A 23,206-nucleotide genomic window follows, 5' to 3' on the forward strand; every position below is an offset into this window, starting at 1 on the left:
TCCTGCGGTGGTCAGCCCGACCAGGCGCGGCGGTAGAGGGCGACGATCGTCTCCGCATCCGGCACCGCCGGGTTGTTCGCGGGGCTGCCCGAGGCCAGAGCCTGGGCGGCCATGGTCGGCAGCAGGCCATCCCACTTCGCGGGGTCGATGCCGTAGGCGGCGGGCGTCGGCACGGCCAGGTCGCGATTCAGGTCGCGCAACTCCTGCAGCAGCTTCGCGCCGGCGGACTGGTCGCCTTCGGCGGCGGTTGCGACGCCCATCGCGCGGGCGGCCTCCGCGTAGCGCGGCAGCGCGGCGTTCAGGCTGTACTCCGTCACCGCCGGCAGCAGCATGGCGTTCGACAACCCGTGCGGCACGTGGAAATGCGCACCGATCGGCCGCGACATGCCATGCACCAGCGCCACCGAGGAATTGCTGAAGGCGATGCCCGCCAGCGTCGCGCCCTTCATCATCGCGGCCCGCGCGACGGCGTTGGCGGGTTCGCGATAGACCATGCGCAGGTTCGGCGCGATCAGGCGCATCGCGCGCAATGCGTATTCGTCGGCCTCGTCGTTCGCGCGCTTGCTGACGAAGGCCTCCAGCGCATGCGTCAGGCTGTCGATGCCGGTATCCGCGGTGGTGCGCGGCGGCACGCTGAAGGTCAGCTCGAAATCCACCACCGCAGCGAGCGGCAGCGCGCCCAGGCCCGCGATCAGCATCTTCTCGTCGCGCTCGGTGTCGGTGATGACGGTGAAGCGCGTCGCCTCGCTGCCCGTGCCCGCCGTGGTGGGAATGCAGATCACCGGCAGCGCGGCGCGGTTGGCCTGCGCCGGCACCTTGAAGTCGCGCATCTTCGCCCCCGCCGGCGCCGCGCCGAGGATGGCCATCGCCTTCGCCGTATCCATCGGGCTGCCGCCACCGAAACCGACCAGGCAGTCGTAGTCACCGGCTCTCATCGCCGCGACGCCGGCCTCGATCACGGTATCGGTCGGGTCCGGCACCGTGTCGGAGAAGACGCCAGGCGCCATGCCGGCGGCACGCAGCGGCGCCAGCGCCTTGTCCACCGTGCCGGAGGACACCATCCACGGATCCGTCACCACCAGCGGCTTCGACAGGCCGAACTGACCCAACACCTCGGCCAGCTTCCCGACCGCGCCACCACCGATCATCAGCAGGCGCGGCGAGACGAAACTCGTGGTCATCAGGCTTTCCCTTCGCGAAGCATGGCGATGATTCCCGAAAAATCCTTGCCCGCCCCGCCGTGCTCCACGAAGCGGCGGAACAGGTCGAGCGCATGCGCGCCGAGCGGCGTCGACGCCCCGACATCCTTCGCCGATGTCTGCGCGAGGCCGAGATCCTTCAGCATCAGCGCGGCGGAGAAGCCGGGCTTGTAGTCGCGATTGGCGGGGCTGGCCGGCACCGGGCCGGGCACCGGGCAATAGGTCGTCAGCGCCCAGGACTGCGCCGAGGATTTCGACGCCACGTCGAACAGCGCCTGGTGGGAAAGGCCGAGCTTCTCGGCCAGCACGAAGGCCTCGCAGGTCACCGTCATGGTCGCGGCGAGGATCATGTTGTTGCACAGCTTCGCCGCCTGCCCGGCGCCGGCCTCGCCGCAATGGACGATGGTGCGCCCCATGGCCTCGAGGATCGGCTTGATCTTCGCGAAGGCGTCGGCCGGGCCGCCCACCATGAAGGTGAGCGTGCCGGCCTCGGCCCCCATCACGCCGCCCGAGACCGGCGCGTCGAGGAAGGGACGTCCGGCGGCCGCCGCGACCTCCCGCGCCGTGGTGACGTCGATGGTGGAGCAGTCGATCAGGGTGGCATCCGCGCGCGCAGCCTTCGCCATGCCGCCCGCACCGAGCCAGGCATCGCGGACATGCGTGCTGGCCGGCAGCATGGTGATGACGAAGTCGGCGCCGGTCGCGGCATCGGCAGCGGAGGCGGCATGGCGGGCGCCGGGCACGGCCTCGATCGCGGCCGGCATGATGTCGAAGGCGGCGACGGCATGGCCGGCCTTGATCAGGTTGCGCGCCATGGGCGCACCCATGTTGCCGAGGCCGACGAAGCCGATGCTGGCCATGAGGTTTCCTCCACGTTTCTGGTGCGGAGGGTAGGCGGGCGAAAGGTCGGGGGGAAGAGAACTTCCCCCCGAGCCCCCCAACCTTCTTTGTCCTTTGGGACCAACTTCGGAAGTCAGTTCCCAAGTGACAAAAAAGGGAGGGGGTTCGGGGGAGGTTCACCCTCCCCCGACCTTCAGGCAGCCCGTGCCTTCGCGTACAGCGCCAACCGCCGCGCCGCGATCTCCGACAGCCCGCCCGCGAAGTCGAGCCCTGCGGCCGGCAGCGTCTCGGCGAAGTGGCAGGCCGCTTCATGCCCGGGCGCGAGGCGTCGCAGCGTCGGAACTTCCTGTCGGCACCGCTCCTGCGCGAAGGGGCAGCGCGTGTGGAAGCGGCAGCCGGCTGGCGGGTTGAGCGGGCTCGGCAGGTCGCCGCCGAGCGGCTTCACCTGGCCGCGCCGCGCCGGGTCGGGATGCGGGATCGCGGCGAGCAGAGCCCGCGTATACGGGTGCCGCGGCGCGGCGAAGAGATCCCGCTTCGGCGCCGTCTCGACGATCTGGCCGAGATACATCACGGCGACCCGGTCGGCGACGTGCTTCACCACCGCGAGATCGTGCGCGATGAACAGGTAGGCAAGCCCGAAGCGCCGCTGCAGGTCCTTCAGCAGGTTCACCACCTGCGCCTGGATCGAGACATCGAGCGCGGAAACCGGCTCGTCGCACACCACGAGCTCGGGCTGCACGGACAAGGCACGCGCGATGCCGATGCGCTGCCGCTGCCCGCCCGAGAACTCATGGGGGTAGCGCTGCGCATGGAAGGGCCGCAACCCGACGAGCGACAGCAGCTCCTCGACCCGCGTGCGGCGGGAGACGGCGTCGCCGATGCCGTGCACCTGCATCGGCTCGGCGATGGTGTCCGCCACGGTCAGGCGGGGGTTCAGGCTGGCATAGGGGTCCTGGAAGACGATCTGCATGCGCCGGCGCATGGCGCGCAGCGCGCTGCCGCCGATGCCGGTGATGTCGTCGCCCCCGAAGCGCAGCGTGCCGGCGGAAGGCTCGATCAGCCGCAGCACCAGCCGCGCGGTGGTCGACTTGCCGCAGCCGGATTCACCGACGAGCGCCAGCGTCTCCCCGCGGTTCAGGGTGAAGGAGACACCGTCCACCGCGCGCACCGTGCCGACCTGCTTCGCGAGGATCAGCCCCTTGCGGACAGGGTAGTGCTTGGCGAGGCCGTTCACCTCGAGCAGCGGCGCGGTCATGCGGCGAAGGCTTCCACGGGGGCACGCAGGCAGGCGGCGGAATGGCCGGAAACGATCTCGCGCAGCGGCGGCTGTTCGGTCCTGCATTCCGCCGTCGCGAAGGGGCAGCGCGGGTGAAAGCGGCAACCCCTGGGCAGCGCGAAGGGCGGCGGCACGCTGCCATCGATGGCGAGCAGGCTCTCGCGCTCCTCATCCAGCCGCGGCACGGAGCCGAGCAGGCCGAGCGTGTAGGGATGCATCGGGTCATTGAACAGCGCGCCGGCGGGGGCGCGTTCCACCACGCGGCCGGCGTACATGACGGCGACCTCGTCCGCCATCTCCGCCACCACGCCGAGGTCGTGGGTGATGAGGATGATGGACATCCCCGTCTCCTGCTGCAGGTCGCGCAGCAGGTCGAGGATCTGCGCCTGCACCGTCACGTCGAGCGCGGTGGTCGGTTCATCGGCGATCAGCAGCTTCGGCCGGCAGGCCAGCGCCATCGCGATCATCACGCGCTGGCGCATGCCGCCCGAAAGCTGGTGCGGGTACTCGTCGAAGCGGCGCTCCGGCGCAGGGATGCGCACGCGGTTCAGCGCCTCGATCGCGCGCTCGCGCAGCTCGGCGGCGGAAGCGCGGGCATCGTGGGCGCGCATCGCCTCGGTGATCTGGAAGCCTACCGTATGGACCGGGTTCAGGCTGGTCATCGGCTCCTGGAAGATCATCGCGACCTGGCTGCCGCGGACGTCGCGCATCTCGCCCGCCGGCAACTGCACCAGGTCGCGCCCGTCCAGCATCACACGCCCCGCCGCGACACGGCCCGGATGCGCGATCAGGCGCATGACCGACAGCGAGAGCACGGACTTGCCGCAGCCGCTCTCGCCGACAATGCCGAGCGTGCGGCCGCGGGGGACCGAGAGGTCCACCCCGTCCACCGCGGCGATCTCCCCGCCATGGGTGCGGAAGACCGTGCGCAGACCCTCGATGCTGAGGAGGCCGTCATTGGTTGCGGACATGCGCGTCAGCCCTCCGGCGCCCAAAGGCCGCGACCTGCGAATATGGGCTGCATCACGACCAATGGAATGTCGGCGGGGCGATCTTCTCGGCGGAGCGGTGCGCCCAGTCCTGCTGCGGCACGCGGCCGACCACGCGCTTCTGCGCCTCGTGCAGATGCGCCGCGGCCTGGCGGTAGTCCATGGTCAGCACTTCGCCATCCTCGACCACCTTGTTGCCGTCGACATAGAGCGCCTTCAGCGCGCGGTCGCCGGCCGCGTAGATCAGGCTGCGCACCGGGTCGTAGGCCGGGCGGATCATCGGGTGGGTGATGTCCACCAGCGAGAAGTCCGCCTTGCAACCCACCGCCAGCCGCCCGATGTCGTCGCGGCCGAGCGCCGTGGCGCCGCCGATCGTCGCGGCGTTGAACAGGTCCGTCGTCGTCATGGTGCGCGGATTGCCGGCCTGGGTGCGGGCGATGTGCGCGGCCAGCCGCATCTCGTCCAGCATGTTGTGCGGATAGGTGTCGGTGCCGATGCCCATGTTCACCCCGCTCCGCACGTAGCGGCCGAGATCCTTCATGGCGATGCCGCGGCGCGCGAAGACGGTCGGGCAATGGGCGACGGTGGTGCCGGTCTCCGCCAGGCGCTTGAGGTCCGTCTCGGTATGCCAGCGCGTCGAGGGATGGTCGTCGAGGAAGATGCCATGCCCGATGATGGCGCGCTCGCCGAGCAGGCCCATGGAATCCAGCCAGCCGATCGGCGTCATGCCGTGGCGGCGGGTGATCTCGTGGAACTCCACCACCGACTGCGCGGCATGGATCTGCCAGGACAGGCCGCGGGCATTCGCTTCCTGCCGCGATTCCTTCAGCAGGCCGGCGGAGCAGGTGTCGATCTGCGCCGGCACCACCATGCCGAAGAGGCGGCCGCATTCGTGCTGCTCGGCACGCTCGATCAGGCGGAGGGCTTCCTCCATCGCCTTCTCGCCCGCCTTCTCGTCCCACTCGTATTCCACGACGTGGCCGTTCCTGGTGTACCAGCGCGCCGAGCGGAACATCGGCGCGACGCAGACGCGCATGCCCGCCTCGGCGAGCAGGTCGAGCCAACCCGGATGCGCCATCGACAGGTCCGCAAGGGTGGTCACGCCGGAGAGCAACAGTTCCGACAGCGCCACGCGCACGCAATGCGGCACCGCTTCCGCATCGGCGCGGAAGATCGGCATGTATTCGTAGAGCGAGGAATTGTAGAGGCCCGGCGAGCCGATCTCGTCGAGGAACCCCTTGTTCAGCGGTTCGCTCGACGGATGGGAGTGGATGTTGACGAGGCCCGGCATGACCATCAGCCCACGCCCGTCGACCACTGTCTCGGCCGCGCCCTCGTAGCCGCGGCCGACGAAGGTGAGCGTGCCGTCCGCGAAGGCGACATCCGCGTCGGGCATGTAGGTGTGCGCCTTGGCGCTGCCGTCCCAGGCGACGACGAGCTCGGCGTTCCTGATGAGCGTGGTGGTCATGCCGGCCTCCTCCCTTATCGCGTCAGCCGGATGTCGAGGCCCTTGTAGAGCCCCGCACCGTAGATGCCGTGGGCACGCACGCCCTCCACGCGCTGCGCGGAGGCGACCCAGATCTGCTCATGTGCCATCGGCAGCCAGACATTGTTCTCGGCGATGATGCGCTGCGCCTGGGCGATGGCATTCGCCCGCACCTGCGGGTCGACCGCCGTGCGGGACTGCACCAGCGCCTCGTCCGTCGTCGGATCGACCCAGTTCATGCGGTTCGGCGTCGGCCGGTTGCCGCTCGCGAAGTAGAGCGAGAAGGCGTCCGAGGCCGTCACATAGGGGTAGGACATCAGGAAGGCGTCGAACTCCTGCGTCGCCAGACGGCCCCACACCACCGTGCCGTCCCAGAGCTGGATGCGCATCTCGATGCCGATGCGCCGCAGGTCGGCCTGCATCGCCTCGAGCATCTGGCGGTTCACCTCGCCCTGGCTCGCGTACATCAGGAAGGAGGCGCGCTGGCCGTCCTTCACGCGCACGCCGTCAGGCCCGGGCACCCAGCCCGCCGCGTCGAGCACGCGTCGCGCCTCATCCGCGTTGTATTGCGGCACCATGTCGGCGGCCTGCCGGTCGAAGCCCGCGACATTGGGGTTGAGGTAACCGCGCATCGGCGAGGCCGCGCCGAAGAAGGTTGCCTGCACCAGCGCCTGGCGGTTCACGCCGAGATTGATGGCGCGGCGGATCGTCGGGTCGCTCACCACCGGCTTGTCCACCTTGAAGCCGACGAAGTAGTCCCAGAAGTAGTTCTCCTGCGTCGACATGCGGATGTTCGGCATGCGGCGGAGCTGGTTCACGGCGATGTGCGGGATGTACTGCGTCACGTCGCCCTGCCCGGTCTGCAGCGCGGCGAGCCGCGTCTGGCTTTCCGGGATCATGCGCCAGATCACGCGTTCCACCTGCGGCGACGGGTTCTGGTAGATGGGCGGGCCCCAGGTGTAGCGGGGGTGGCGCTGCAGCACCATCTCCTGCCGCGGCGTCCAGGACACCCAGCAATAGGGACCGGTGCCGTTGAAGCCCTGCACGCCGAAATTCTGTCCGAGGCGTTCCACCGTCGCCTGATCGATGATCGAGGAGAAGGACAGGGTGAGCTGGTACAGCAGCTCGCCATAGGGCGCGTTCAGTTCGTATCGCACCGTGTAGTCATCGACCGCGGTCACCTCCCGCACCGGGCCGGCGCGCCAGCGCACCGGGCTGCGCGTCGCGGGGTCGAGCCAGCGGTTGATGGTGTAGACCACGTCGCGCGCGGTGAAGGGCTTGCCGTCGCAGAAGGTGACGTCGCGGCGCAGGTGGAAGGTGTAGGTCTTGCCGTCCTCGCTGACGTCCCAGCGCTCGGCGAGGCCGGGGCGGACGGTCTTCATGTCCCAGTCGAGCGACACCAGCGTGTCGCTCATCATGTAGAGCACCTCGCTCGCGGAGCGGGCGGTCGAACGCGGCGGGTCGTAGTTGTCCGCTTCGAGGAAGCGCAGCACGACCAGCGTGTTGCGCGGATTGGCCTGCGCCGCCGCCTGCTGCGCCGGCATCGCAGCGGCAAGCGCCAGCGCCACGGCGCCGATCGTCTTCCTGATCATGAGCATTCTCCCGAACACGGTTCGCATCAGAAGCGGAGCCTGGGGTCGAGCGCGTCGCGCAATGCATCCCCGAGCACATTGAAGGCCAGCACGATCACGAAGATCACCACGCAGGGGATCACCGCGATATGCGGCGCGAAGAAGAGGAAGTTGCGCCCTTCCGACGCCATGGCGCCGAGTTCCGGCACCGGCGGCTGCGCCCCGAGGCCCAGGAAGGACAACGCCGAGCCGAGCAGGATCACCTGCCCGAAGCGCAGCGTGACGAAGACGAAGATCGCCGACAGGCAATTGGGTGCGAGGTGCCGCAGGATCAGCCGCGCATCCGTCATGCCGGTGGCCCGCGCCGCCTCGATGTAGTCGAGCCGCATCACCACCATCGCCGAGCCGCGCACGATGCGCGCCATCAGCGGCACCGTCGCGACCGAGAGCGCGATGACCACGGACAGGATCCCCGGCCCGAAGATCGCCGCGATGGCGAGCCCGACCAGGATCGCCGGGAAGGACAGCATGATGTCGACGAGCCGCATGATCGGCCCGTCCAGCCAGCGGTGGTAGAAGGCCGCGAGGAAGCCGAGCAGCGCGCCGAGCCCGCCGCCCAGCAGCACCGCCGCGAATCCCATCAGCAACGAGACGCGCAGCCCGTAGAGCAGCCGCGTGATCATGTTGCGTCCCTGGGCGTCGGCGCCGAGGGGCAGGCCCTCGCTGCCCGGCGGCTGCATCGCCTTCGACAGGTCGTTGTCGAAGGGGTCGGTCGGTGCCAGCAGCGGCGCGAGAAGCGCCGCGGCGATCAGCAGCACCACCAGGGCCAGCGACACGGCCGCCGCCGGTTCCCGCAGCAGCCGCGCGAGCACGCCGGGACGCGGCGGCGCGATCGGCTCGTCGGTTTCGATCGCGGCACTCATGCGCCGCGGATCCGCGGATCGAGGGCGGCGTAGAGCACGTCCACCGTCAGGTTGATCACGATGAAACCCATGGAAAGGACGATGATGGTGCCCTGCGCCATCGGGAAGTCGGAGGACAGGATGGCGCCGACCGCGAGGCGCCCGACGCCCGGCCAGGAGAACACCGTCTCCGTCACCACCGCGCCGCCGAGCAGGAAGCCGATCTGCAACCCGATCAGCGTCACCACCGGCACCAGCGCGTTGCGCAGCGCGTGGCGCTGCACCACCAGCCGCTCCGTCAGCCCCTTGGCGCGCGCGGTGCGCACGTGGTCGGCGGACAGCACGTCGAGCAGCGCCGTGCGCGTCATGCGCGCGACCGGCCCGACGAAGACGCCGCCGAGTGTCACCGCCGGCAGGATGAGCGACATGATGCCGTCCATCGTCCACAGCGGCCCGCCGCGTCCGGTGAAGGGCAGCAACTGCCATTGGAAGCCGACGAACCAGATCAGCACCAGGCCGAGGAAGAACACCGGCACCGACACGCCGGCGACCGAGAAGGCCATGATGGCGCGATCGATCAGCGACCCGCGCCAGTACCCCGCCAGCGTGCCGAGCAGGATGCCGAGCGGGATGGACCAGAACAGGCTGGCGAACATCAGCTCGAGCGTCGGCACGATGGTCGCGCCGAGTTCCTGCACGACCGGCACGTTGTTGATGATGGAGGTGCCGAGATCCCCCTGCAGCAGCCGCCACAGATAGAGGCCGAACTGCACGGTGAGCGGCCGGTCCAGGCCGAGATCGGCCCGGATCGCCGCGATCACGTCAGGCGTGGCCGTCGGCCCGGCGCGCACCGTCGCCGGATCCGTCGGCACCACCTGCATCAGCAGGAAGCCGATCAGCAGCACCCCGAACATCACCGGAACGGCGAGGATCAGGCGATGCAGCGCATGCCGCAACATGGCGGAGCTACTGTGCCGCCACGGCGCCCGCGGCTTCGCCGTGGCGGTCGTAGATCGGGCTGCCGTCGCGGAAGGTCAGATCGGCCTGCGTCCTCAGCACGGCCTCGGGCTCGATCGCGAAGATATCGGCCGAGAGCACGGCGATGTCGGCCTGCATCCCCGGCTCCAGCGTGCCGCGGCGATCCTCGGCGAACTGCGTGAAGGCGCCGCACCAGGTGTAGCAGTGCACCGCTTCCTCGGCCGTCAGCCGCTCCTCCGGCCCCAACACCGTGCCGCGGTTGGTCCTGCGCGTGATCATGGTGAACAGGTTGACGAAGGGATCGACCGTGCAGACGGGGCAATCCGACGACGCCGCCGGGTTGTGCCCCTCGTCGAGCCAGGTCTTCATCGGATAGGCGCGCAGCGACCGCTCCGGCCCGAGGTTCTTCACGTAGAGATCGCCGAACTCGTACATGAAGGTCGGCTGGGGCACGGGCAGGATGCCGCGCGCCTTCATCCGCCGGCGCTGGTCGCGCGTGAGGAACCCGCAATGCTCGATGCGGTGGCGGCGACCGGCGAAGGGGTGCGCCTCGCTGTCGGCCGCTTCCATGCCGAGCAGCACCTGCTCGATCGCCGCATCGCCGATGGCGTGGATATCGAGCTGCCAGCCCTGCTCGTGATAGAGCTTCAGCAGCGCGTGGATCTTGTCGTCCGGGAAGGTGAAGACACCGGTGCCGCCGCCCACGCTGTCCAGATAGGGGTCGAAGAAGGCCGCCGTCAGCCCGCCGGCGGAGCCGTCGGCGAAGACCTTCACCGCGCCCCAGCGCAGGGAATCGTCGCCCTGCATCGGGCGCATCCCGGCCTCCCAGGCCTCCTGCGCGATGCCTTCGGGGTTGCCCGCCAGCACCTGCCACATGCGCAGAGGCAGCCGCCCCTGCGCGCGCGCCGCGTCATAGGCCGCGATCTCCGCCAGGCCCGCCGTCATGCCGACATTCATGTCGGTCGCCGAAGCGAAGCCGAGCGAGGCGAGATGGTCGCAGGCCGCGCCGATCCCTTCCACCATGCGCGCCTGGTCCGGTTCCGGCATCACGTCCTTCACCAGGCGCATGGCGCGTTCCTGGAACTCGCCGGTCAGCGCGCCGCCCTTGCGCACGATCACGCCGCCTTCCGGGTTCGGCGTGTTGTGGCCGACGCCGGCGAGCTTCATCGCCGCGGAATTCGCGACGCCGACATGCCCGCAGGTGCGGATGATGAAGACAGGATTGTCCGGCGCGGCGGAATCCAGTTCGGCCGCCGTCGGCTGGCGCTGCACGTCGAGCTCGCCATGATCGTAGCCGCGCCCGAGCACCCAGGCGCCCTTCGGCAGCGCCTGCGCCGCGACGCGGATGCGGCGCAGCACCTCGTCCAGCGTGCGCACCTCCTCGGCGCGCAGGTTCACCTGCGACAGGCCGAGCCCATAGGGCAGCAGGTGCATATGCGCTTCGTTGAAGGCCGGGATGGCGACGCGGCCGCCGAGGTCGATCCTCCGCGTCCCCGCGCCCGCTGCCGCCAGCGCATCAGCGCCGAGGGCGAGCACGCGGCCGTCCTTCACGGCAACCGCATCGGTGAATCCATGCGCGAGGCCGCGGAAGACGCGGCCCCCGGAGATCAGCAGGTCAGCAGTCACGAGCGGTAGTCCGGCTTTCCGTCTTCGATCAGCCGCAGCGCGGCACCCCAGGCCATGGCGAAACCCTCCTCCGCGCGCGGCCGGTTGAACTGGTCGGCGGTGTGCAGGCGCACGCTCTCGGGCGGCAGCACCAGTTCAGCCCCGCCGGCCATGGCGGAGATCTGCGCCTGGCAGGCGCGTTCCAGGTAGTAGATGTTGAGGAAGGCCTCGGCGACATTGCGCCCGCAGACCAGCAGCCCGTGGTTGCGCAGGATCATCGCATTGTGGGTGCCGAGGTCCTTCACCAGCCGCTCGCGCTCGTCGAGGTCCAGCGCGATGCCCTCGTAGTCGTGATAGGCGAGGTGGCCGTAGAACTTCAGCGCGTGCTGGCTGATCGGCAGCAGGCCCTGGCGCTGCGCCGAGACGGCGATGCCGGCCTCGGTGTGGGTGTGGATGACGACGCTCGCATCCTCGCGCGCCATGTGGATCGCGGAGTGGATGGTGAAGCCCGCGGCGTTGACCGGCTTCGATTCCGCACCTTCCTCGATGACGTTGCCGTCGAGGTCGATCTTCACCAGGTCGGAAGCGCGCATCTCATGGAACAGCACGCCGTACTTGTTGATCAGGAAGTGGTGCTCCGGCCCCGGCAGGCGCGCGCTGATGTGGGTGTAGATGAAGTCCGTCATGCGGAAATGCGCGACGAGGCGATACAGCGCCGCGAGGTCGCAGCGGATCTTCCATTCCTCTTCGCTGATGCCGCGCAGGGCGGCAGGCGGGCTGACGACGTTCATGACGATCTCTCCGGCCGGGATGGACGGACTGTCATCATCGCCCGGGCGTGCGTCAACCCGGGTTCCGCTCATCTTCTGCGCAACGTTCCCGCATCTGCCGCCATCGCGGGCAGCGGATCCATGCCGCTGCACTTACGCGGGCACGGGGCCCTCCGCCTCCTCGAGGTCCACGCCCACCCAGAGCCCGTGCTCCCCGCCGCCCAGGATCACGCCCCGCAGCGGGCTCACATCGGCGAAGTCGCGGCCCCAGGCGAGCACGACATGCTCGTCCCGCACGACGATGTCGTTGGTGGGGTCGAGCCCGACCCAACCGTGCACGGGGCCAAGCCACGCCTCGATCCAGGCATGGGACTGGTCGGCGCCGCGCCGCGCCACGCCGCCCGGCGGCGGCCTGGTGCGCACATAGCCCGAGACGTAGCGCGCCGGCAGGCCGAGCCCGCGAAGCGCGCTGATCATCACATGCGCGAAGTCCTGGCAGACGCCGCTGCGCCCTTCCAGCACCTCGGCGACCTGGGTGTTCGGGCCGGTGATGCCCGGCCGATAGGCGAAATCGCGGCGGATGCGCCCGGTCAGCTCCAGCAGCCCCGCCAGCACCGGACGTCCCGCCGGGAAGGAGGCCGCGGCGTAGCCCGTTGCGGCCGCGACCAGCGGCGCGAGCGGGCTCGGCAGGGCGAATTCCGCCGCAGACGGCGTGCGCGCCGCCGCAGCCGCCACCGCTTCCCAGGGTGTTGTCGCCGCGGCCGGCGGCGGGGCGGGGAAGCACACCTCGACCAGAGCCTCGGCCACCACCTCGAAACGCTCATGCGGCACGTCGAGGAAGGCGCGCGTCGCCTCATTGCCGAAATGGTCGCGCGACTGCGTCAGATGCGTAGGCGCCGGCGTGATCGCGAGGCTCGTCCGCGCCACCTGCTGGTGCGGCAGCCGGCGCGGCGTCAGCAGCAGGAGATGCGCCGCGAGATCGACGGGATGCGCATAGGCATAGGTGGTGACGTGACGCAGCCGGTAGATCACGCAGCCCCCTTCAGCACCGGCTCGGCCCCTTCGATGCCGAGCGTCTGCGCCGCCGGCAGCAGCGCGAAGTAGCGCCGCGTCACCGCATCCGACAGCGCCGCGATGCGCGCCGCGACCGCCTCCAGCCGCGGCGGCAGGCCTGCGGCGGCGAGGGCCTGGTCCGGTGCCGAGATCACCTCGGCGACCATCGCCTCGGCCTCCGCGAGCAACGCGGCGGCCTCGTCCGGCAGCGCGCGGTCGGCGTCGGAGGCGACCTCCGACAGGCTGCGGCTGATCGCCGTGAGCTGGAAGGCGAGCGCGCGCGGATTGCTCTCGTCCGCCAGCACGAGGTCGAGCGCCGGCGCCGGCTGCAACACCGAAAGATAGCGGCTGCGGTAGGTGATGACGCTGTCGCACAGCTCCAGCACCAGCCGCAGCCCGCCCTCGATGCGCGCCGGCGGCTGGTCGAGCGCGAAGCCGACCTCGGAGGCGACCGCCTGCGCGCGCTCCACCCGCCGACCAAGGTCGAGGAACAGCCAGGCACCGCCGCGCACCATGCTCTCGGCGGCCACGCCGGCAACGGCGGTGGCGAAGCGCAGCACCGAGATCATGGCGCGCGAGATCGCCTCCAGCCCGTCCCCGGCCTGCGCCATCTCCGCCCGCGCGGTGCGCAGCGTCAGGGTGAAGGTGGCATGCATGTCCGCCGTCAGCCGGTCCCGCACCATGGCGGTCAGCGTCGCGATGCGGTCGGCGAGCGCGGGCAGCGGGCCGCCCTCGCGCATCGCCGCAGCGATGATGCCGGGCAGCGCCTGCGCGGCGCTGGACCCGGCGACCTCCTCGGCCCCCGCGAAGCCGGCCTGGCCGAGGCAGCGGGCGAGGGCCGCGACCTCCGCCGCCTCCCGCGGCAGCACCACGCCGCGGGAGATGCGCGCCTGGGTCGCGCGCACCAGCCGCGCCGCGCGCTCCAGCCGTTCGGTGTAGCGGCCGAGCCAGAACAGGTTGTCCGCCACGCGTGACGGCAGCGCGCCGGGGGCGCGGCGGATCGGCAGCGGCGGCAGCTTGAGCGCGGCAGGGCCGATGATGTCGGCCCCTTCCTCGGCAAGCACCCAGACATCCTTGGCGAGGCCCTCGCTCGGCAGCGCGCCGCCGACGGCCGCGGCCTCCCCGATGCGGGCGAGGCCACCCGGCATGACGCGCCACGCCGCCCCGTCGAACACCGCGAACAGGCGCAGCGTGAGCGGCCGCGGCTCCAGCCGGTCGCCCACCACGCAGGGCACGACGGAGGCGACGGGCAGCCGCCGCGCGGCGAGCACCGCCGAGGGCGCGCGGGGATCGTTCGCCTCGCCCTGTCCTCCACCGCGCACGGCCCAACCCGTCTCGGTGGCGGCCTGCCTCCGGGCGGCCTCCTCGCCAAGCCAGAGCGTCTCCACCGAAGGCAGCAGCAGCGGCGCGCCGAGCAGGCGCTGCGCCACCGCCGGCAGGAAGGCCGCCAATGCCGGCGCCTCGACGAGCCCGACGCCCGGCGCGTTGAGGATCCGCACCGCGCCGTGGCGCGCCGCGTCGAGCAGCCCGGGCACGCCGCCGGTGCCGGCCTCGGCGCATTCCAGCGGGTCGAGCAGCGCGCCGTCGAGGCGGGAGAGCAGTACGTCCACCCGCTGCAGCCCCTGCAGCGTCTTGAGGTAGAGCACGCCCGCGCGGACGCTGAGGTCGCCGCACTCCACCAGCGCGCAGGAGAGTTCGCGCGACAGCAGCATGTCCTCGAACCAGCGGCGGTTGCGCGTGCCGCGCGTCAGCAGGGCGACGGCGGGATCGCCGCGCTCGGGCGGCGCAAGGCGCTGCAGCGCATCCTGCCAGAGGTCGAAGAAGGGCCGCATCGAGCGCACCGGCGCGCCCCGGAAGGCCTCCGGCATGACGCGCGCCAGCAGGCGGCGGTTCTCGCGTGCGAGGCCGGGGCCGGCGGGGGCCGTGGTGCGGTCGGCGATCACGCGCCAGGCGCCGTCCGGCCCGCGCAGCAGGTCCACCGCATAGAGGTGCAGCAGCGGCCCGGAAGGCGCCGTGCCCTCCTGCCGGCAAGCTCGCAGGAAGCCCGGATTGGCGAAGACCAGGCCGGGCGGGATCAGCCCTTCCGCCAGCAGGCGCTGCGGGCCGTAGAGATCGGCGAGCACGGCCTCCAGCAACTGCGCGCGCTGGGCGATGCCGGCTTCGAGCGCGGCGAACTCGGCGGCCGGCAGCAGCATGGGCAGCGGGTCGCAGCGCCAGGCGACCTCCCGCTTGGCGCCGGGAAGCACGGCGGCCATGCCCTCGTCCTCGAAGGCACGGTCGAGGCGGCGGGCGCGCTCGGCGAGCGCCCCTTCCCCCATGCCGCCGAGCAGGCCGAGCAGGGTGCGCCAATGCGGGCGTACGCCGCCCCTGCCGTCGACCATCTCGTCGAGGGGCGGGACGGCGGCGGAATCAGGCATGACGTCTCAGGTCTAGCGTGCAGGGCAGGTCGAGGCCGGCCGGCGGCTCGGGCGGCGCCATCGGCCCCGGCGTGTGGCCGAAGGGGAAGAAGCGGGCGCGGCGTCGGGCCTCCGCCTCGTTGGCGTTGACCGGGTAGCGTTCGTAGTTGCGCCCGCCCGGATGGGCGACATGGTAGGTCAGGCCGCCGAGGCTGCGCCCGGTCCAGCGGTCGTGGATGTCGAGGATGAGCGGCGTCTGCGGTCGGATCGTCGGGTGCAGGGAGGATGGCGGGTTCCACGCCTTGAAACGGATGCCGGCGAGGTATTCTCCGGCGCGCTCGGTCGCGCGCAGCGGCACGCCGATGCCGTTGACGGCGAGCGAGTAGCGGTCCGCGACCCAGTTGGAAACCCGCGCCTGGACACGCTCGGCGCTGCTGTCCACGTAGCGCGCGGTGCCGCCCGCCACCTGGTCCTCGGCAAGGACATGCCAGGGCTCCAGCGCATGACGCAGCTCGAGCCCGACATCGTGCACCGTCACCTCGCCGATCTTCGGGAAGCGGAAGGCGAGATGGGGCGCGAACCAGTCCGGGTCGATCGGCGCGCCCATGTTGCGCAGCTCGTCGATGGCGTCGCGGAAATCCTGCTCGCAGTAGTGCGGCAGCATGAACTGGTCGTGCAGCCGCGTGCCCCAGCGCACCAGCCGGCGCTCATAGGGGCGTTCCCAGAAGGCGGCCAGCGCCGCGCGCATCAGCAGCATCTGCACGGCCGACATCTCGGCATGCGGCGGCATCTCGAAGCCGCGGAACTCCACCAGGCCGCGGCGGCCGCTGGTGCTGCCCGGATCGTACATCTTGTCGATGCAGAACTCCGTGCGATGGGTGTTGCCGGTCATGTCCGCGAGCAGGTTGCGGAACAGCCGGTCGGTCATCCAGGGCGGCACCTCCTGCCAGGCATGCACCTTGGAGAAGGCGATCTCGAGTTCATGGATCGCATCCATCCGCGCCTCGTCGATGCGCGGATGCTGGCTGGTCGGGCCGATGAACAGCCCGCTGAACAGGTAGGACAGCGAGGGGTGGTTGTGCCAGAAGCCGACCAGCGACTTCAGCAGGTCCGGCCGGCGCAGGAAGGGGCTTTCCGCGACCGTCTCTCCGCCCATCACCACATGGTTGCCGCCGCCGGTGCCGACATGGCGGCCATCGGTCATGAACTTCTCGGCGGCGAGGCCGATCCGGCGGGCTTCCTCATAGAGCTGGCCCGTGCGCTCGACCACCTCGCCCCAATGGATGGCGGGGTGGATGTTCACCTCGATCACGCCCGGATCGGGGGTGACGGAGAAATGCAGCAGGCGCGGGTCGGAGGGCGGCAGATAGCCTTCCAGCACGACCTTGCGCCCCATCTCGGCGGCGGTGCCCTCGACCGCGGCGATCATCTCCAGCCAGTCCTCGGCGGCGAAGAGCGGCGGGAAGAAGACGTGCAGCTTGCCGTCGCGCGCTTCCACCGTGAGCGCGGTGCGCACCACGGCGGGATCGGATTCGCCGACCACCGGGATGTCCTGCGGCTGGGGGCGGAAATCCTCGATGGAGGAGGCGGTGCCCTCGCCGGGAAGCGGGCTTCGCAGGGCGCGCTGGGCCAGGCCGTCCGGCTGCATCTGCGCGCGCATCGCCCGCTGCGCCATCAGCGCGGCATGCGGCGGCAGGTCGTCGCGCCAGGCGAAGGGGTCGGCCTCGTGCTCCTGCACGCGGCGGGCGTCATCCGGGCTCATCCAGGGCAATGAGGCGAGCGGCAGGCGCAGCCCGATCGGGCTGTCGCCCGGTATCAGGAACAGGTGCTCGCCGCGGAAGAACCAGCGGCCGGACTGCCAGCGCCGCACGCCATCCTGGATCACGCGGCGGATCGGCAGCACCGAGCCGACTTCCGCCGAGAGTCCCTGGCCGAAGACGCGGGCGAGGCGCTTGCGTTCCAGGTCGTCGGCGAGCCTCGCGTCCTCGACCACCACATTGGCGGGCAGGCGCTGTTCCTTCCACAGATAGTAGTGGATGTCCTCATGCGCGCCCTGCACCAGGTCCGGATCGACCTGCAGGCGTTCGGCGAGCAGCCGGGCGAAGCGGGCGGCATCGGCCGCGGTCGCATTGTCCCTGTCGTCGTCGGAGGCGAGCAGCGCGGGGTCGGTCCAGACCGGCTCCCCATCCGCGCGCCAGTGGGAATAGAGCGCCCAGCGCGGCAGCTGCTCGCCGGGATAGTGCTTGCCCATGGCGTATTGCAGCGCCGCCCCCGGCGACCAGAGGTCCTTCAGGCGCCGCAGCAGCCGCCCGGCATAGGCGCGCTTGGTCGGGCCAAGCGCATCGGTGTTCCATTCCGCCGCGTCGCGGTCGGAGGCGGCGACGAAGGTCGGCTCGCCGCCCATGGTCAGGCGCACCCCCAGCGCCTTGAGCTTGCGGTCCACCGCCTCCCCCGCGGCGCGGATCGCCTGCCACTGCTCCGGGGCATAGGGCTTGGTAACGCGCGGCGTCTCCCGCACGCGGGTCACCTGCATCTCGAAGGAGAACGCGGTTTCGACCTCCTCCAGCCCACCCGAGATCGGCGCCGCCGATTGCGGCTCCGGCGTCGCGGCGAGCGGGATATGGCCTTCCCCGGTCATCAGGCCGGAGGTGGCGTCGAGCCCGATCCAGCCGGCGCCGGGCAGGTAGACCTCGGCCCAGGCGTGCAGGTCGGTGAAGTCGGCGGTCGGGCCCTCCGGGCCTTCCAGCGGCTTCTGGTCGGCGACGAGCTGGATCAGGTAGCCGGAGACGAAGCGTGCCGCGAAGCCCAGGCGCCGCAGGAGCTGCACCAGCAGCCAGGCGGAGTCGCGGCAGGACCCGCGCCCCTCCTCCAGCGTCTGGTCGGGTGACCACACACCGGGCTCCATGCGCACGACATAGGCGATCCGCTCCTGGACCATCTGGTTGAGGGCCACCAGCATGTCCACCGTGCGCTGCTCCACGCGGGGCACCTGCGCCAGCAGCGCCTCGAGGAGCGGACCGGAAGGATCGATCCGGCGGAACGGCGCCAGTTCCTGTTCCAGGCCCGGATCGTAGGCGAAGGGCCAGGTCTCCGCCTGGGGTTCCAGGAAGAAGTCGAAGGGGTTGATCGTCGCCATGTCGGCGACGAGGTCCACGGTGACGTCGAAATGGGTCACCCGCTCGGGAAAGACGATCCGGGCCAGGAAGTTGCCCTGCGGGTCCTGCTGCCAGTTCAGGAAGTGCGGCTGCGGTTCCACCTTCAGCGCATAGGAGAGCACCGGCGTCCGGCTGTGCGGCGCCGGCCGCAGCCGGATGGTCTGCGGGCCGAGGCTCGCCGGTCGGGCGTAGCGGTAGGTCGTGCGGTGCGTCAGCGCGACATGGAGGGACATGGCCGGTCCTGGCTGGGGTGGTTCCTGTTTTCCATGGATGCAAGCCCCGGTCCACCGGAAGCGTCGACCGCAGCCGTTGCGCCGCATCAAGGCCGGGGCCGCGCAGGGCATCCTACGTGGGACGCAAGGAACCGGGAGGAATGCCGCATGCCCGCCACGCTGGTCGTCGCCACCTATGTCCTGCTCGTCCTGCTGCCGGTCGGGTTGGGCTGGGTCCTGGTGAAACCGGGGCGGCCCTGGCTCGATGAGGTGTCTTCGGCCCTCGCCATGGCGGGATTCGCGGCGCTCCTGCTGGAATTCCTGCTCTCCGGGCGCTTCCGGGCGATCAGTGGTGGAATCGGGATCGACCGGACCATGCGCTGGCATCAGCACTTCGCCAGGGTGCTCACCGTCGCGCTGCTGCTCCATCCCTTCCTCTACACCACGCCGACCGGGGCGCAGTTCCTGCGGCCCGACGACCTGACGCATGCGGGCGCGCTGAAGCTCGGGTCCGACACCGTCCTGACGGGCCTGGTGGCATGGCTGCTGCTCGGGGTGCTGACCATCACGGCGATCGGGCGGGACCTGCTGCCCTGGCGCTACGAGGCCTGGCGGCTGACGCACGGGCTCGGCGCGGCGGCGATCGCGGTGCTCGGCCTCTGGCACACGCTCGGTGCCGGGCGCTATGCGGCGCACCCGGTGCTGGCCGGCTATTGGGTCGCGATGTTCGCGCTGGCGCTGGTCGCGCTGGCCTCGGTCTATCTGGTCCGGCCGTTTCGGCTGTGGCGCAGGCCCTGGCGCGTCGCGGCCGTCGGCCCGGCGGCCGAGCGTATCTGGGAGGTGGTGCTGGAACCGATGGGCCATGCCGGGCTGCGCTTCCGCGCTGGGCAGTTCGCCTGGATCCGCCTCGACCGCGGGCCCTTCTCGATGCGGGAACATCCCTTCTCCATCGCCTCGGCCCCCGGCGCCGGCAGGCGGCTCTCCTTCCTCATCAAGGAAGCCGGGGATTTCACCAGCACCATCGGCAGGCTGCCCGTTGGCGCGCGAGCCTTCGTCGAGGGCCCGCACGGGAACCTCGTGGTGGATGGGCGGAGCGAGCCGGGGCTCTGCCTGATCGGCGGCGGGGCGGGCATCGCGCCGCTGCTGTCCATCCTGCGCTCGGAAGGAGGCGCCCGGCCGGCGCTGGTCATCTACGGCAACCGGCACCAAGGCCAGATCCTGGCCAGGGAGGACCTGGACGCCTCGGGTGCGGAGGTCGTCCATGTGCTGCAGGAGCCTCCGCCGGGTTGGGCGGGGCCAACCGGGCTCGTCAGCCGCGACCTGGTGCGCGAACGCTGCACCGCGGCGGCGCGGGCGGGCTGGCTGTTCGCGCTCTGCGGCCCGCCGCCGATGATGCGGGAGGTCCGCGCCGGGCTGCAGGCGCTGGGCGTGCCCGCCTCCCGCATCCTGGAGGAGCGCTTCGTCTACGATTGACCCCCCGGCGGCTCGGCCTAGGCTGGACCGGTCCGGGAAAGGGAAGAACGCACATGGCCGAACTGGTCATCCGCGGCGGCACGGTGGTGGACGGCACGGGCGCGGCGCCCGTCGAGGCCGATATCGCCATCGCCGGGGGCCGCATCGTCGAGATCGGCCGCGTCGCCGGCCGCGGGCGGGAGGAGATCGACGCGCGCGGCCGCATCGTCTGCCCCGGCTTCGTCGACATCCACACCCACTACGACGGCCAGGCGGTGTGGGATTCCCACCTCGCGCCCTCCGCCTGGCATGGCGTGACCACTGCGGTGATGGGCAATTGCGGCGTCGGCTTCGCCCCCTGCCGCGCCGCAGATCGCGACAAGCTGATCGAGTTGATGGAGGGCGTGGAGGACATCCCCGGGCCGATCCTGCATGAGGGCCTCGACTGGCGCTGGGAAACCTTTCCCGAATACCTCGACGCGCTGGACGCCCGGCCGCGCGACATCGACATCTGCGCCCTGCTGCCGCACGCCGCGCTGCGCGTGCACGTGATGGGCGGGCGCGGCCTGGACCTGGAGAACGCCAACCAGGCCGACATCGCGGCGATGCGCGCCCTGGTCGCCGAGGCGGTGCGCGCCGGTGCCTTCGGCGTCTCCACCTCCCGCACCATCAGCCACAAGACGCTGGCCGGCGACCCGACGCCGACCCTGCGCGCGCAGGAGGAAGAGCTCCTCGGCCTCGCCGAGGGGCTGCGCGATGCCGGCGGCGGGCTGCTGGAACTGGTTTCCGACTGGAACACCCCGGACCCTGCGACGGAGTTCGGCATCGTCCGCCGCGTGGTCGAGGCGACCGGGCAGCCCGTCCTGTTCTCCCTCACCGCGCGGCACGACCGGACGGAGGCGTGGAAGGAGCTCCTCGCCCTGTCCGACGCGGCCGCGGCGCGGGGCCTGCCGATCCGCCCGGTCTTCCCGCCGCGGCCGATCGGCATCCTGCTCGGCTTGCAGGGCAGCCAGAATCCCTTCGCCGGCTGCCCCTCCTACAAGGAGATCGCGCACCTGCCCGCGCCGCAGCGCGCCGCCGCCATGCGCGACCCCGCCTTCCGCGCGCGCATCCTGTCGGAGGACCGGATCAGCGGCAGCAGCTTCCCGCTGATCACCCGCCTGTCCTTCGAGCGCATGTTCCCCTTCGGCGATCCGCCGGACTACGCGCCGCCCAAGGAGGCCTCGATCGCCGCCATCGCCGCGCGCGAGGGGCGCAGCGCGGAGGAGGTCGCCTATGACATCCTGACGGCGCATGACGGCGCCGACTTCATCTTCGCGCCGCTGACCAATTTTCATGACTATTCGCTCTCCGCCAGCGCCGAATGCCTGCGGCACCCGAACGCCATCGCCGGGCTGTCGGATGGCGGGGCGCATGTCGGCTTCATCTCCGACGGGTCCTTCCCGACCTTCCTGCTGGCCTATTGGGCGCGCGACGCGAAGGAACAGGTCTTCGCGCTGCCCGAGATCGTGCGCCGCCTGACCTCCGACACCGCGCGCGCCGCCGGGCTGGCCGATCGCGGCGTGCTGAAGCCGGGGATGAAGGCGGATGTGAACGTCTTCGACTTCAACGCCCTGTCGCTGGACGCGCCGCGCATGGTGAACGACCTGCCGGCCGGCGGGCGGCGACTGCTGCAACGCGCGAAGGGATACGTCGCGACGGTGGTGAACGGCGTCGTCACCTACCGCGACGGAGAGGCGACCGGGGCCTTGCCCGGTCGGCTGGTGCGCGCCGGGCGATGAGGCGGATCGCCCGCGGCGCCGTGGGCCGTGCGGGCGACGACGCACGCGCTGCGAAGGCGCGGCCGGTTCCACGCGGGCAGGACCGCGCCTGCCCCCCGCCGCATCCACCTGTGATCCACTTCACTGACTTTCGCCGGACAGCGCCGATACTTCACGGGCTGTGGCCGAAGCTCCGCTCGCATTCCCGATGCCCGGCACCTGACGGGCGGTCTCCGCTCCCTGTGCCGTGCGGGCTACCCAGGCTGAACGGACGGCGACGGAGGAGGCCACCGCGAACCGGAGTGTTCCGCATGGCCAGCAATGGGAGCCTTCGACGCCGCCTGGCGCCGCTCGCGATGGTCGCCGCCTTTTCGAACCCCGGCGGACCGGGCCTCGCCCCCGGCCGCGGCGACCACCACGTGTCGCTGCGCTACGTCGAGGGCGGCTGCCGCATCCTCGGCCCCTTCGCCACCACCCGGCGTGCCATCGCGGTCGCCAACGAGGCCCGCAGCCACGCGTCCAGCGTGATCGCCTTCCACGACGGCGAGGGCTACTACGTCCGCGTCTGCTGAACCGCTCGTTCAGCCGGAGGAGCGCCGCGCCTCCAGCAGCCGCACCAGCGCAGCGTCCCGGCGGCGCGCGAGTTCCGCCGGGGTCGCGCCGCCGGTGCCTTCCGCGACGCCTTCCACCAGCATCTGCTGCACCGCCGCGTTCACCTTCGGGTCGCCGAGGTCCATCCACCAGCTTTCCAGCGCCGGCAGCAGGTGGTGCAGGAAATGCTCCATGCCGCCTTCCCCGCCCGCCAGGTGAAAGGTCGTGTGCGGACCCATCAGCGCCCAGCGCAGGCCCGGGCCTTCGCTGATCGCGGCATCGACATCGGCGACTGAGGCCACGCCCTCCGCCACGAGGTGCACCGCCTCCCGCCACAGCGCCGCCTGCAGGCGGTTGGCGAGATGCCCCGGCACCTCCTTGCGGATCTCGATCGGGTGCTTGCCGATGGAGCGATAGAAGGCCATCGCCGCGGCCACCGCCTCGGGGCTGCCCTTGGCGCCGCCCACCACCTCGACCAGCGGGATCAGGTGCGGCGGGTTGAAGGGATGGCCGATCAGGACGCGCTCCGGATGCCGGCAGGTCTCCGACAGCCGGCTCGCCAGCAGGCCGGAGGTGGAGGAGGAGATCACCACATCCGCCGGCAGCACAGCATCGATGCGCGACAGCAGTTCCTGCTTGATCGGCAGGCGTTCCGGCGCGCTCTCCTGCACGAAATCGGCGCCGGCGACGGCGGCGGCGGGGTCGGCCTCGAACCGCCAGGCCGCCGGGTCGGCATCCGGCCTGCCGCCGAGCCGCGCCAGGATCGGCCAGGCCTCCTCCACCATGCGGCGGATCAGGTCGGGTGCGCCGGGGGACGGATCGCTGGCCACCACCTCCAGCCCTCGGCTGAGGAAAAACGCCGCCCAGGACGCCCCGATCGTACCCGCCCCGATCACCGCGACGCGCTTCACCGTGCCCGCTTCACCCCGCATGCCGGTCCCTCCCATGCTTCCGGCGCAGGCTACATCGCC

At 71.2% G+C, this 23,206-nt stretch carries 17 protein-coding genes; 3 read left to right on the forward strand and 14 right to left on the reverse strand.

From position 1 onward, the window contains the following. Positions 1–11: 11 nt before the first annotated feature. From GXW74_RS01500 to GXW74_RS01560, 13 genes are all read right to left on the reverse strand, one after another. Complete coding sequence (locus GXW74_RS01500; protein WP_211844491.1) at positions 12–1,181, reverse strand: iron-containing alcohol dehydrogenase; 1,170 nt, start codon at positions 1,179–1,181, stop codon at positions 12–14. Next, on the reverse strand, positions 1,181–2,059 hold the full coding sequence (mmsB, locus tag GXW74_RS01505) for a 3-hydroxyisobutyrate dehydrogenase (protein ID WP_211844492.1): 879 nt from the start codon (positions 2,057–2,059) through the stop codon (positions 1,181–1,183). Before mmsB ends, GXW74_RS01500 begins: the two co-directional genes overlap by 1 nt. Positions 2,060–2,232: 173 nt before the next feature. After that, positions 2,233–3,294 (reverse strand): ABC transporter ATP-binding protein, encoded by a 1,062-nt coding sequence (locus GXW74_RS01510; protein WP_211844493.1) that lies wholly within the window; start codon positions 3,292–3,294, stop codon positions 2,233–2,235. Next, on the reverse strand, positions 3,291–4,286 hold the full coding sequence (locus GXW74_RS01515; RefSeq protein WP_211844494.1) for an ABC transporter ATP-binding protein: 996 nt from the start codon (positions 4,284–4,286) through the stop codon (positions 3,291–3,293). The genes GXW74_RS01510 and GXW74_RS01515 overlap by 4 nt, the downstream gene beginning before the upstream one ends. A gap of 52 nt (positions 4,287–4,338) precedes the next feature. Further along, positions 4,339–5,772, reverse strand: coding sequence for an amidohydrolase family protein (locus tag GXW74_RS01520; protein ID WP_211844495.1), 1,434 nt, complete (start codon positions 5,770–5,772; stop codon positions 4,339–4,341). 14 nt (positions 5,773–5,786) lie between these two features. Continuing rightward, positions 5,787–7,382: an ABC transporter substrate-binding protein gene (locus tag GXW74_RS01525; protein ID WP_211844496.1), complete on the reverse strand. Its 1,596-nt coding sequence runs from the start codon at positions 7,380–7,382 to the stop codon at positions 5,787–5,789. A gap of 26 nt (positions 7,383–7,408) precedes the next feature. Then, a complete protein-coding gene (locus GXW74_RS01530) occupies positions 7,409–8,284 on the reverse strand; it encodes an ABC transporter permease (RefSeq protein ID WP_211844497.1) in 876 nt (291 codons plus the stop codon). Next, positions 8,281–9,222 carry an ABC transporter permease gene (locus GXW74_RS01535; RefSeq protein WP_211844498.1) on the reverse strand — a complete coding sequence of 314 codons (942 nt, stop codon included), beginning with the start codon at positions 9,220–9,222 and terminating at the stop codon, positions 8,281–8,283. The genes GXW74_RS01530 and GXW74_RS01535 overlap by 4 nt, the downstream gene beginning before the upstream one ends. A gap of 7 nt (positions 9,223–9,229) precedes the next feature. After that, the gene (locus GXW74_RS01540) at positions 9,230–10,867 is read right to left on the reverse strand and encodes an amidohydrolase (RefSeq protein WP_211844499.1); all 1,638 of its coding nucleotides are present in this window, start codon (positions 10,865–10,867) and stop codon (positions 9,230–9,232) included. Further along, a complete protein-coding gene (locus GXW74_RS01545) occupies positions 10,864–11,637 on the reverse strand; it encodes a class II aldolase/adducin family protein (RefSeq protein WP_211844500.1) in 774 nt (257 codons plus the stop codon). Before GXW74_RS01545 ends, GXW74_RS01540 begins: the two co-directional genes overlap by 4 nt. Positions 11,638–11,769: 132 nt before the next feature. Continuing rightward, a complete protein-coding gene (locus tag GXW74_RS01550; RefSeq protein WP_211844501.1) occupies positions 11,770–12,648 on the reverse strand; it encodes a transglutaminase family protein in 879 nt (292 codons plus the stop codon). Beyond that, the gene (locus GXW74_RS01555; RefSeq protein ID WP_211844502.1) at positions 12,645–15,086 is read right to left on the reverse strand and encodes a circularly permuted type 2 ATP-grasp protein; all 2,442 of its coding nucleotides are present in this window, start codon (positions 15,084–15,086) and stop codon (positions 12,645–12,647) included. The genes GXW74_RS01550 and GXW74_RS01555 overlap by 4 nt, the downstream gene beginning before the upstream one ends. After that, a complete protein-coding gene (locus GXW74_RS01560; RefSeq protein ID WP_211844503.1) occupies positions 15,079–18,453 on the reverse strand; it encodes a transglutaminase family protein in 3,375 nt (1,124 codons plus the stop codon). Before GXW74_RS01560 ends, GXW74_RS01555 begins: the two co-directional genes overlap by 8 nt. A 147-nt stretch (positions 18,454–18,600) precedes the next feature. On the opposite strand from GXW74_RS01560, the gene GXW74_RS01565 reads away from it, so the two are divergent. From GXW74_RS01565 to GXW74_RS01575, 3 genes are all read left to right on the forward strand, one after another. Next, positions 18,601–19,905, forward strand: a complete 1,305-nt coding sequence (locus tag GXW74_RS01565; protein ID WP_211844504.1) for a ferredoxin reductase family protein — start codon at positions 18,601–18,603, stop codon at positions 19,903–19,905. Positions 19,906–19,958: 53 nt separating this feature from the next. Then, positions 19,959–21,665: an N-acyl-D-amino-acid deacylase family protein gene (locus GXW74_RS01570; protein WP_211844505.1), complete on the forward strand. Its 1,707-nt coding sequence runs from the start codon at positions 19,959–19,961 to the stop codon at positions 21,663–21,665. A gap of 290 nt (positions 21,666–21,955) precedes the next feature. Beyond that, a complete protein-coding gene (locus tag GXW74_RS01575) occupies positions 21,956–22,216 on the forward strand; it encodes a hypothetical protein (protein WP_211844506.1) in 261 nt (86 codons plus the stop codon). Between the two features lie 9 nt (positions 22,217–22,225). On the opposite strand, the gene GXW74_RS01580 is transcribed toward GXW74_RS01575, so the two are convergent. Then, positions 22,226–23,167, reverse strand: a complete 942-nt coding sequence (locus GXW74_RS01580) for a 3-hydroxyacyl-CoA dehydrogenase NAD-binding domain-containing protein (RefSeq protein ID WP_211844507.1) — start codon at positions 23,165–23,167, stop codon at positions 22,226–22,228. Positions 23,168–23,206 lie beyond the last annotated feature (39 nt).

The organism is Neoroseomonas eburnea, from assembly GCF_018129005.1.
GTDB lineage: Bacteria > Pseudomonadota > Alphaproteobacteria > Acetobacterales > Acetobacteraceae > Neoroseomonas > Neoroseomonas eburnea.

Excerpts from the sequence above, each read along its gene's own strand:
- GXW74_RS01500 (WP_211844491.1), bottom strand. The coding sequence starts at position 1,181 with ATGACCACGAGTTTCGTCTCGCCGCGCCTGCTGATGATCGGTGGTGGC.
- mmsB (WP_211844492.1), bottom strand. The coding sequence starts at position 2,059 with ATGGCCAGCATCGGCTTCGTCGGCCTCGGCAACATGGGTGCGCCCATG.
- GXW74_RS01510 (WP_211844493.1), bottom strand. The coding sequence starts at position 3,294 with ATGACCGCGCCGCTGCTCGAGGTGAACGGCCTCGCCAAGCACTACCCT.
- GXW74_RS01515 (WP_211844494.1), bottom strand. The coding sequence starts at position 4,286 with ATGTCCGCAACCAATGACGGCCTCCTCAGCATCGAGGGTCTGCGCACG.
- GXW74_RS01520 (WP_211844495.1), bottom strand. The coding sequence starts at position 5,772 with ATGACCACCACGCTCATCAGGAACGCCGAGCTCGTCGTCGCCTGGGAC.
- GXW74_RS01525 (WP_211844496.1), bottom strand. The coding sequence starts at position 7,382 with ATGATCAGGAAGACGATCGGCGCCGTGGCGCTGGCGCTTGCCGCTGCG.
- GXW74_RS01530 (WP_211844497.1), bottom strand. The coding sequence starts at position 8,284 with ATGAGTGCCGCGATCGAAACCGACGAGCCGATCGCGCCGCCGCGTCCC.
- GXW74_RS01535 (WP_211844498.1), bottom strand. The coding sequence starts at position 9,222 with ATGTTGCGGCATGCGCTGCATCGCCTGATCCTCGCCGTTCCGGTGATG.
- GXW74_RS01545 (WP_211844500.1), bottom strand. The coding sequence starts at position 11,637 with ATGAACGTCGTCAGCCCGCCTGCCGCCCTGCGCGGCATCAGCGAAGAG.
- GXW74_RS01555 (WP_211844502.1), bottom strand. The coding sequence starts at position 15,086 with ATGCCTGATTCCGCCGCCGTCCCGCCCCTCGACGAGATGGTCGACGGC.
- GXW74_RS01560 (WP_211844503.1), bottom strand. The coding sequence starts at position 18,453 with ATGTCCCTCCATGTCGCGCTGACGCACCGCACGACCTACCGCTACGCC.
- GXW74_RS01565 (WP_211844504.1), top strand. The coding sequence starts at position 18,601 with ATGCCCGCCACGCTGGTCGTCGCCACCTATGTCCTGCTCGTCCTGCTG.
- GXW74_RS01570 (WP_211844505.1), top strand. The coding sequence starts at position 19,959 with ATGGCCGAACTGGTCATCCGCGGCGGCACGGTGGTGGACGGCACGGGC.
- GXW74_RS01575 (WP_211844506.1), top strand. The coding sequence starts at position 21,956 with ATGGCCAGCAATGGGAGCCTTCGACGCCGCCTGGCGCCGCTCGCGATG.
- GXW74_RS01580 (WP_211844507.1), bottom strand. The coding sequence starts at position 23,167 with ATGCGGGGTGAAGCGGGCACGGTGAAGCGCGTCGCGGTGATCGGGGCG.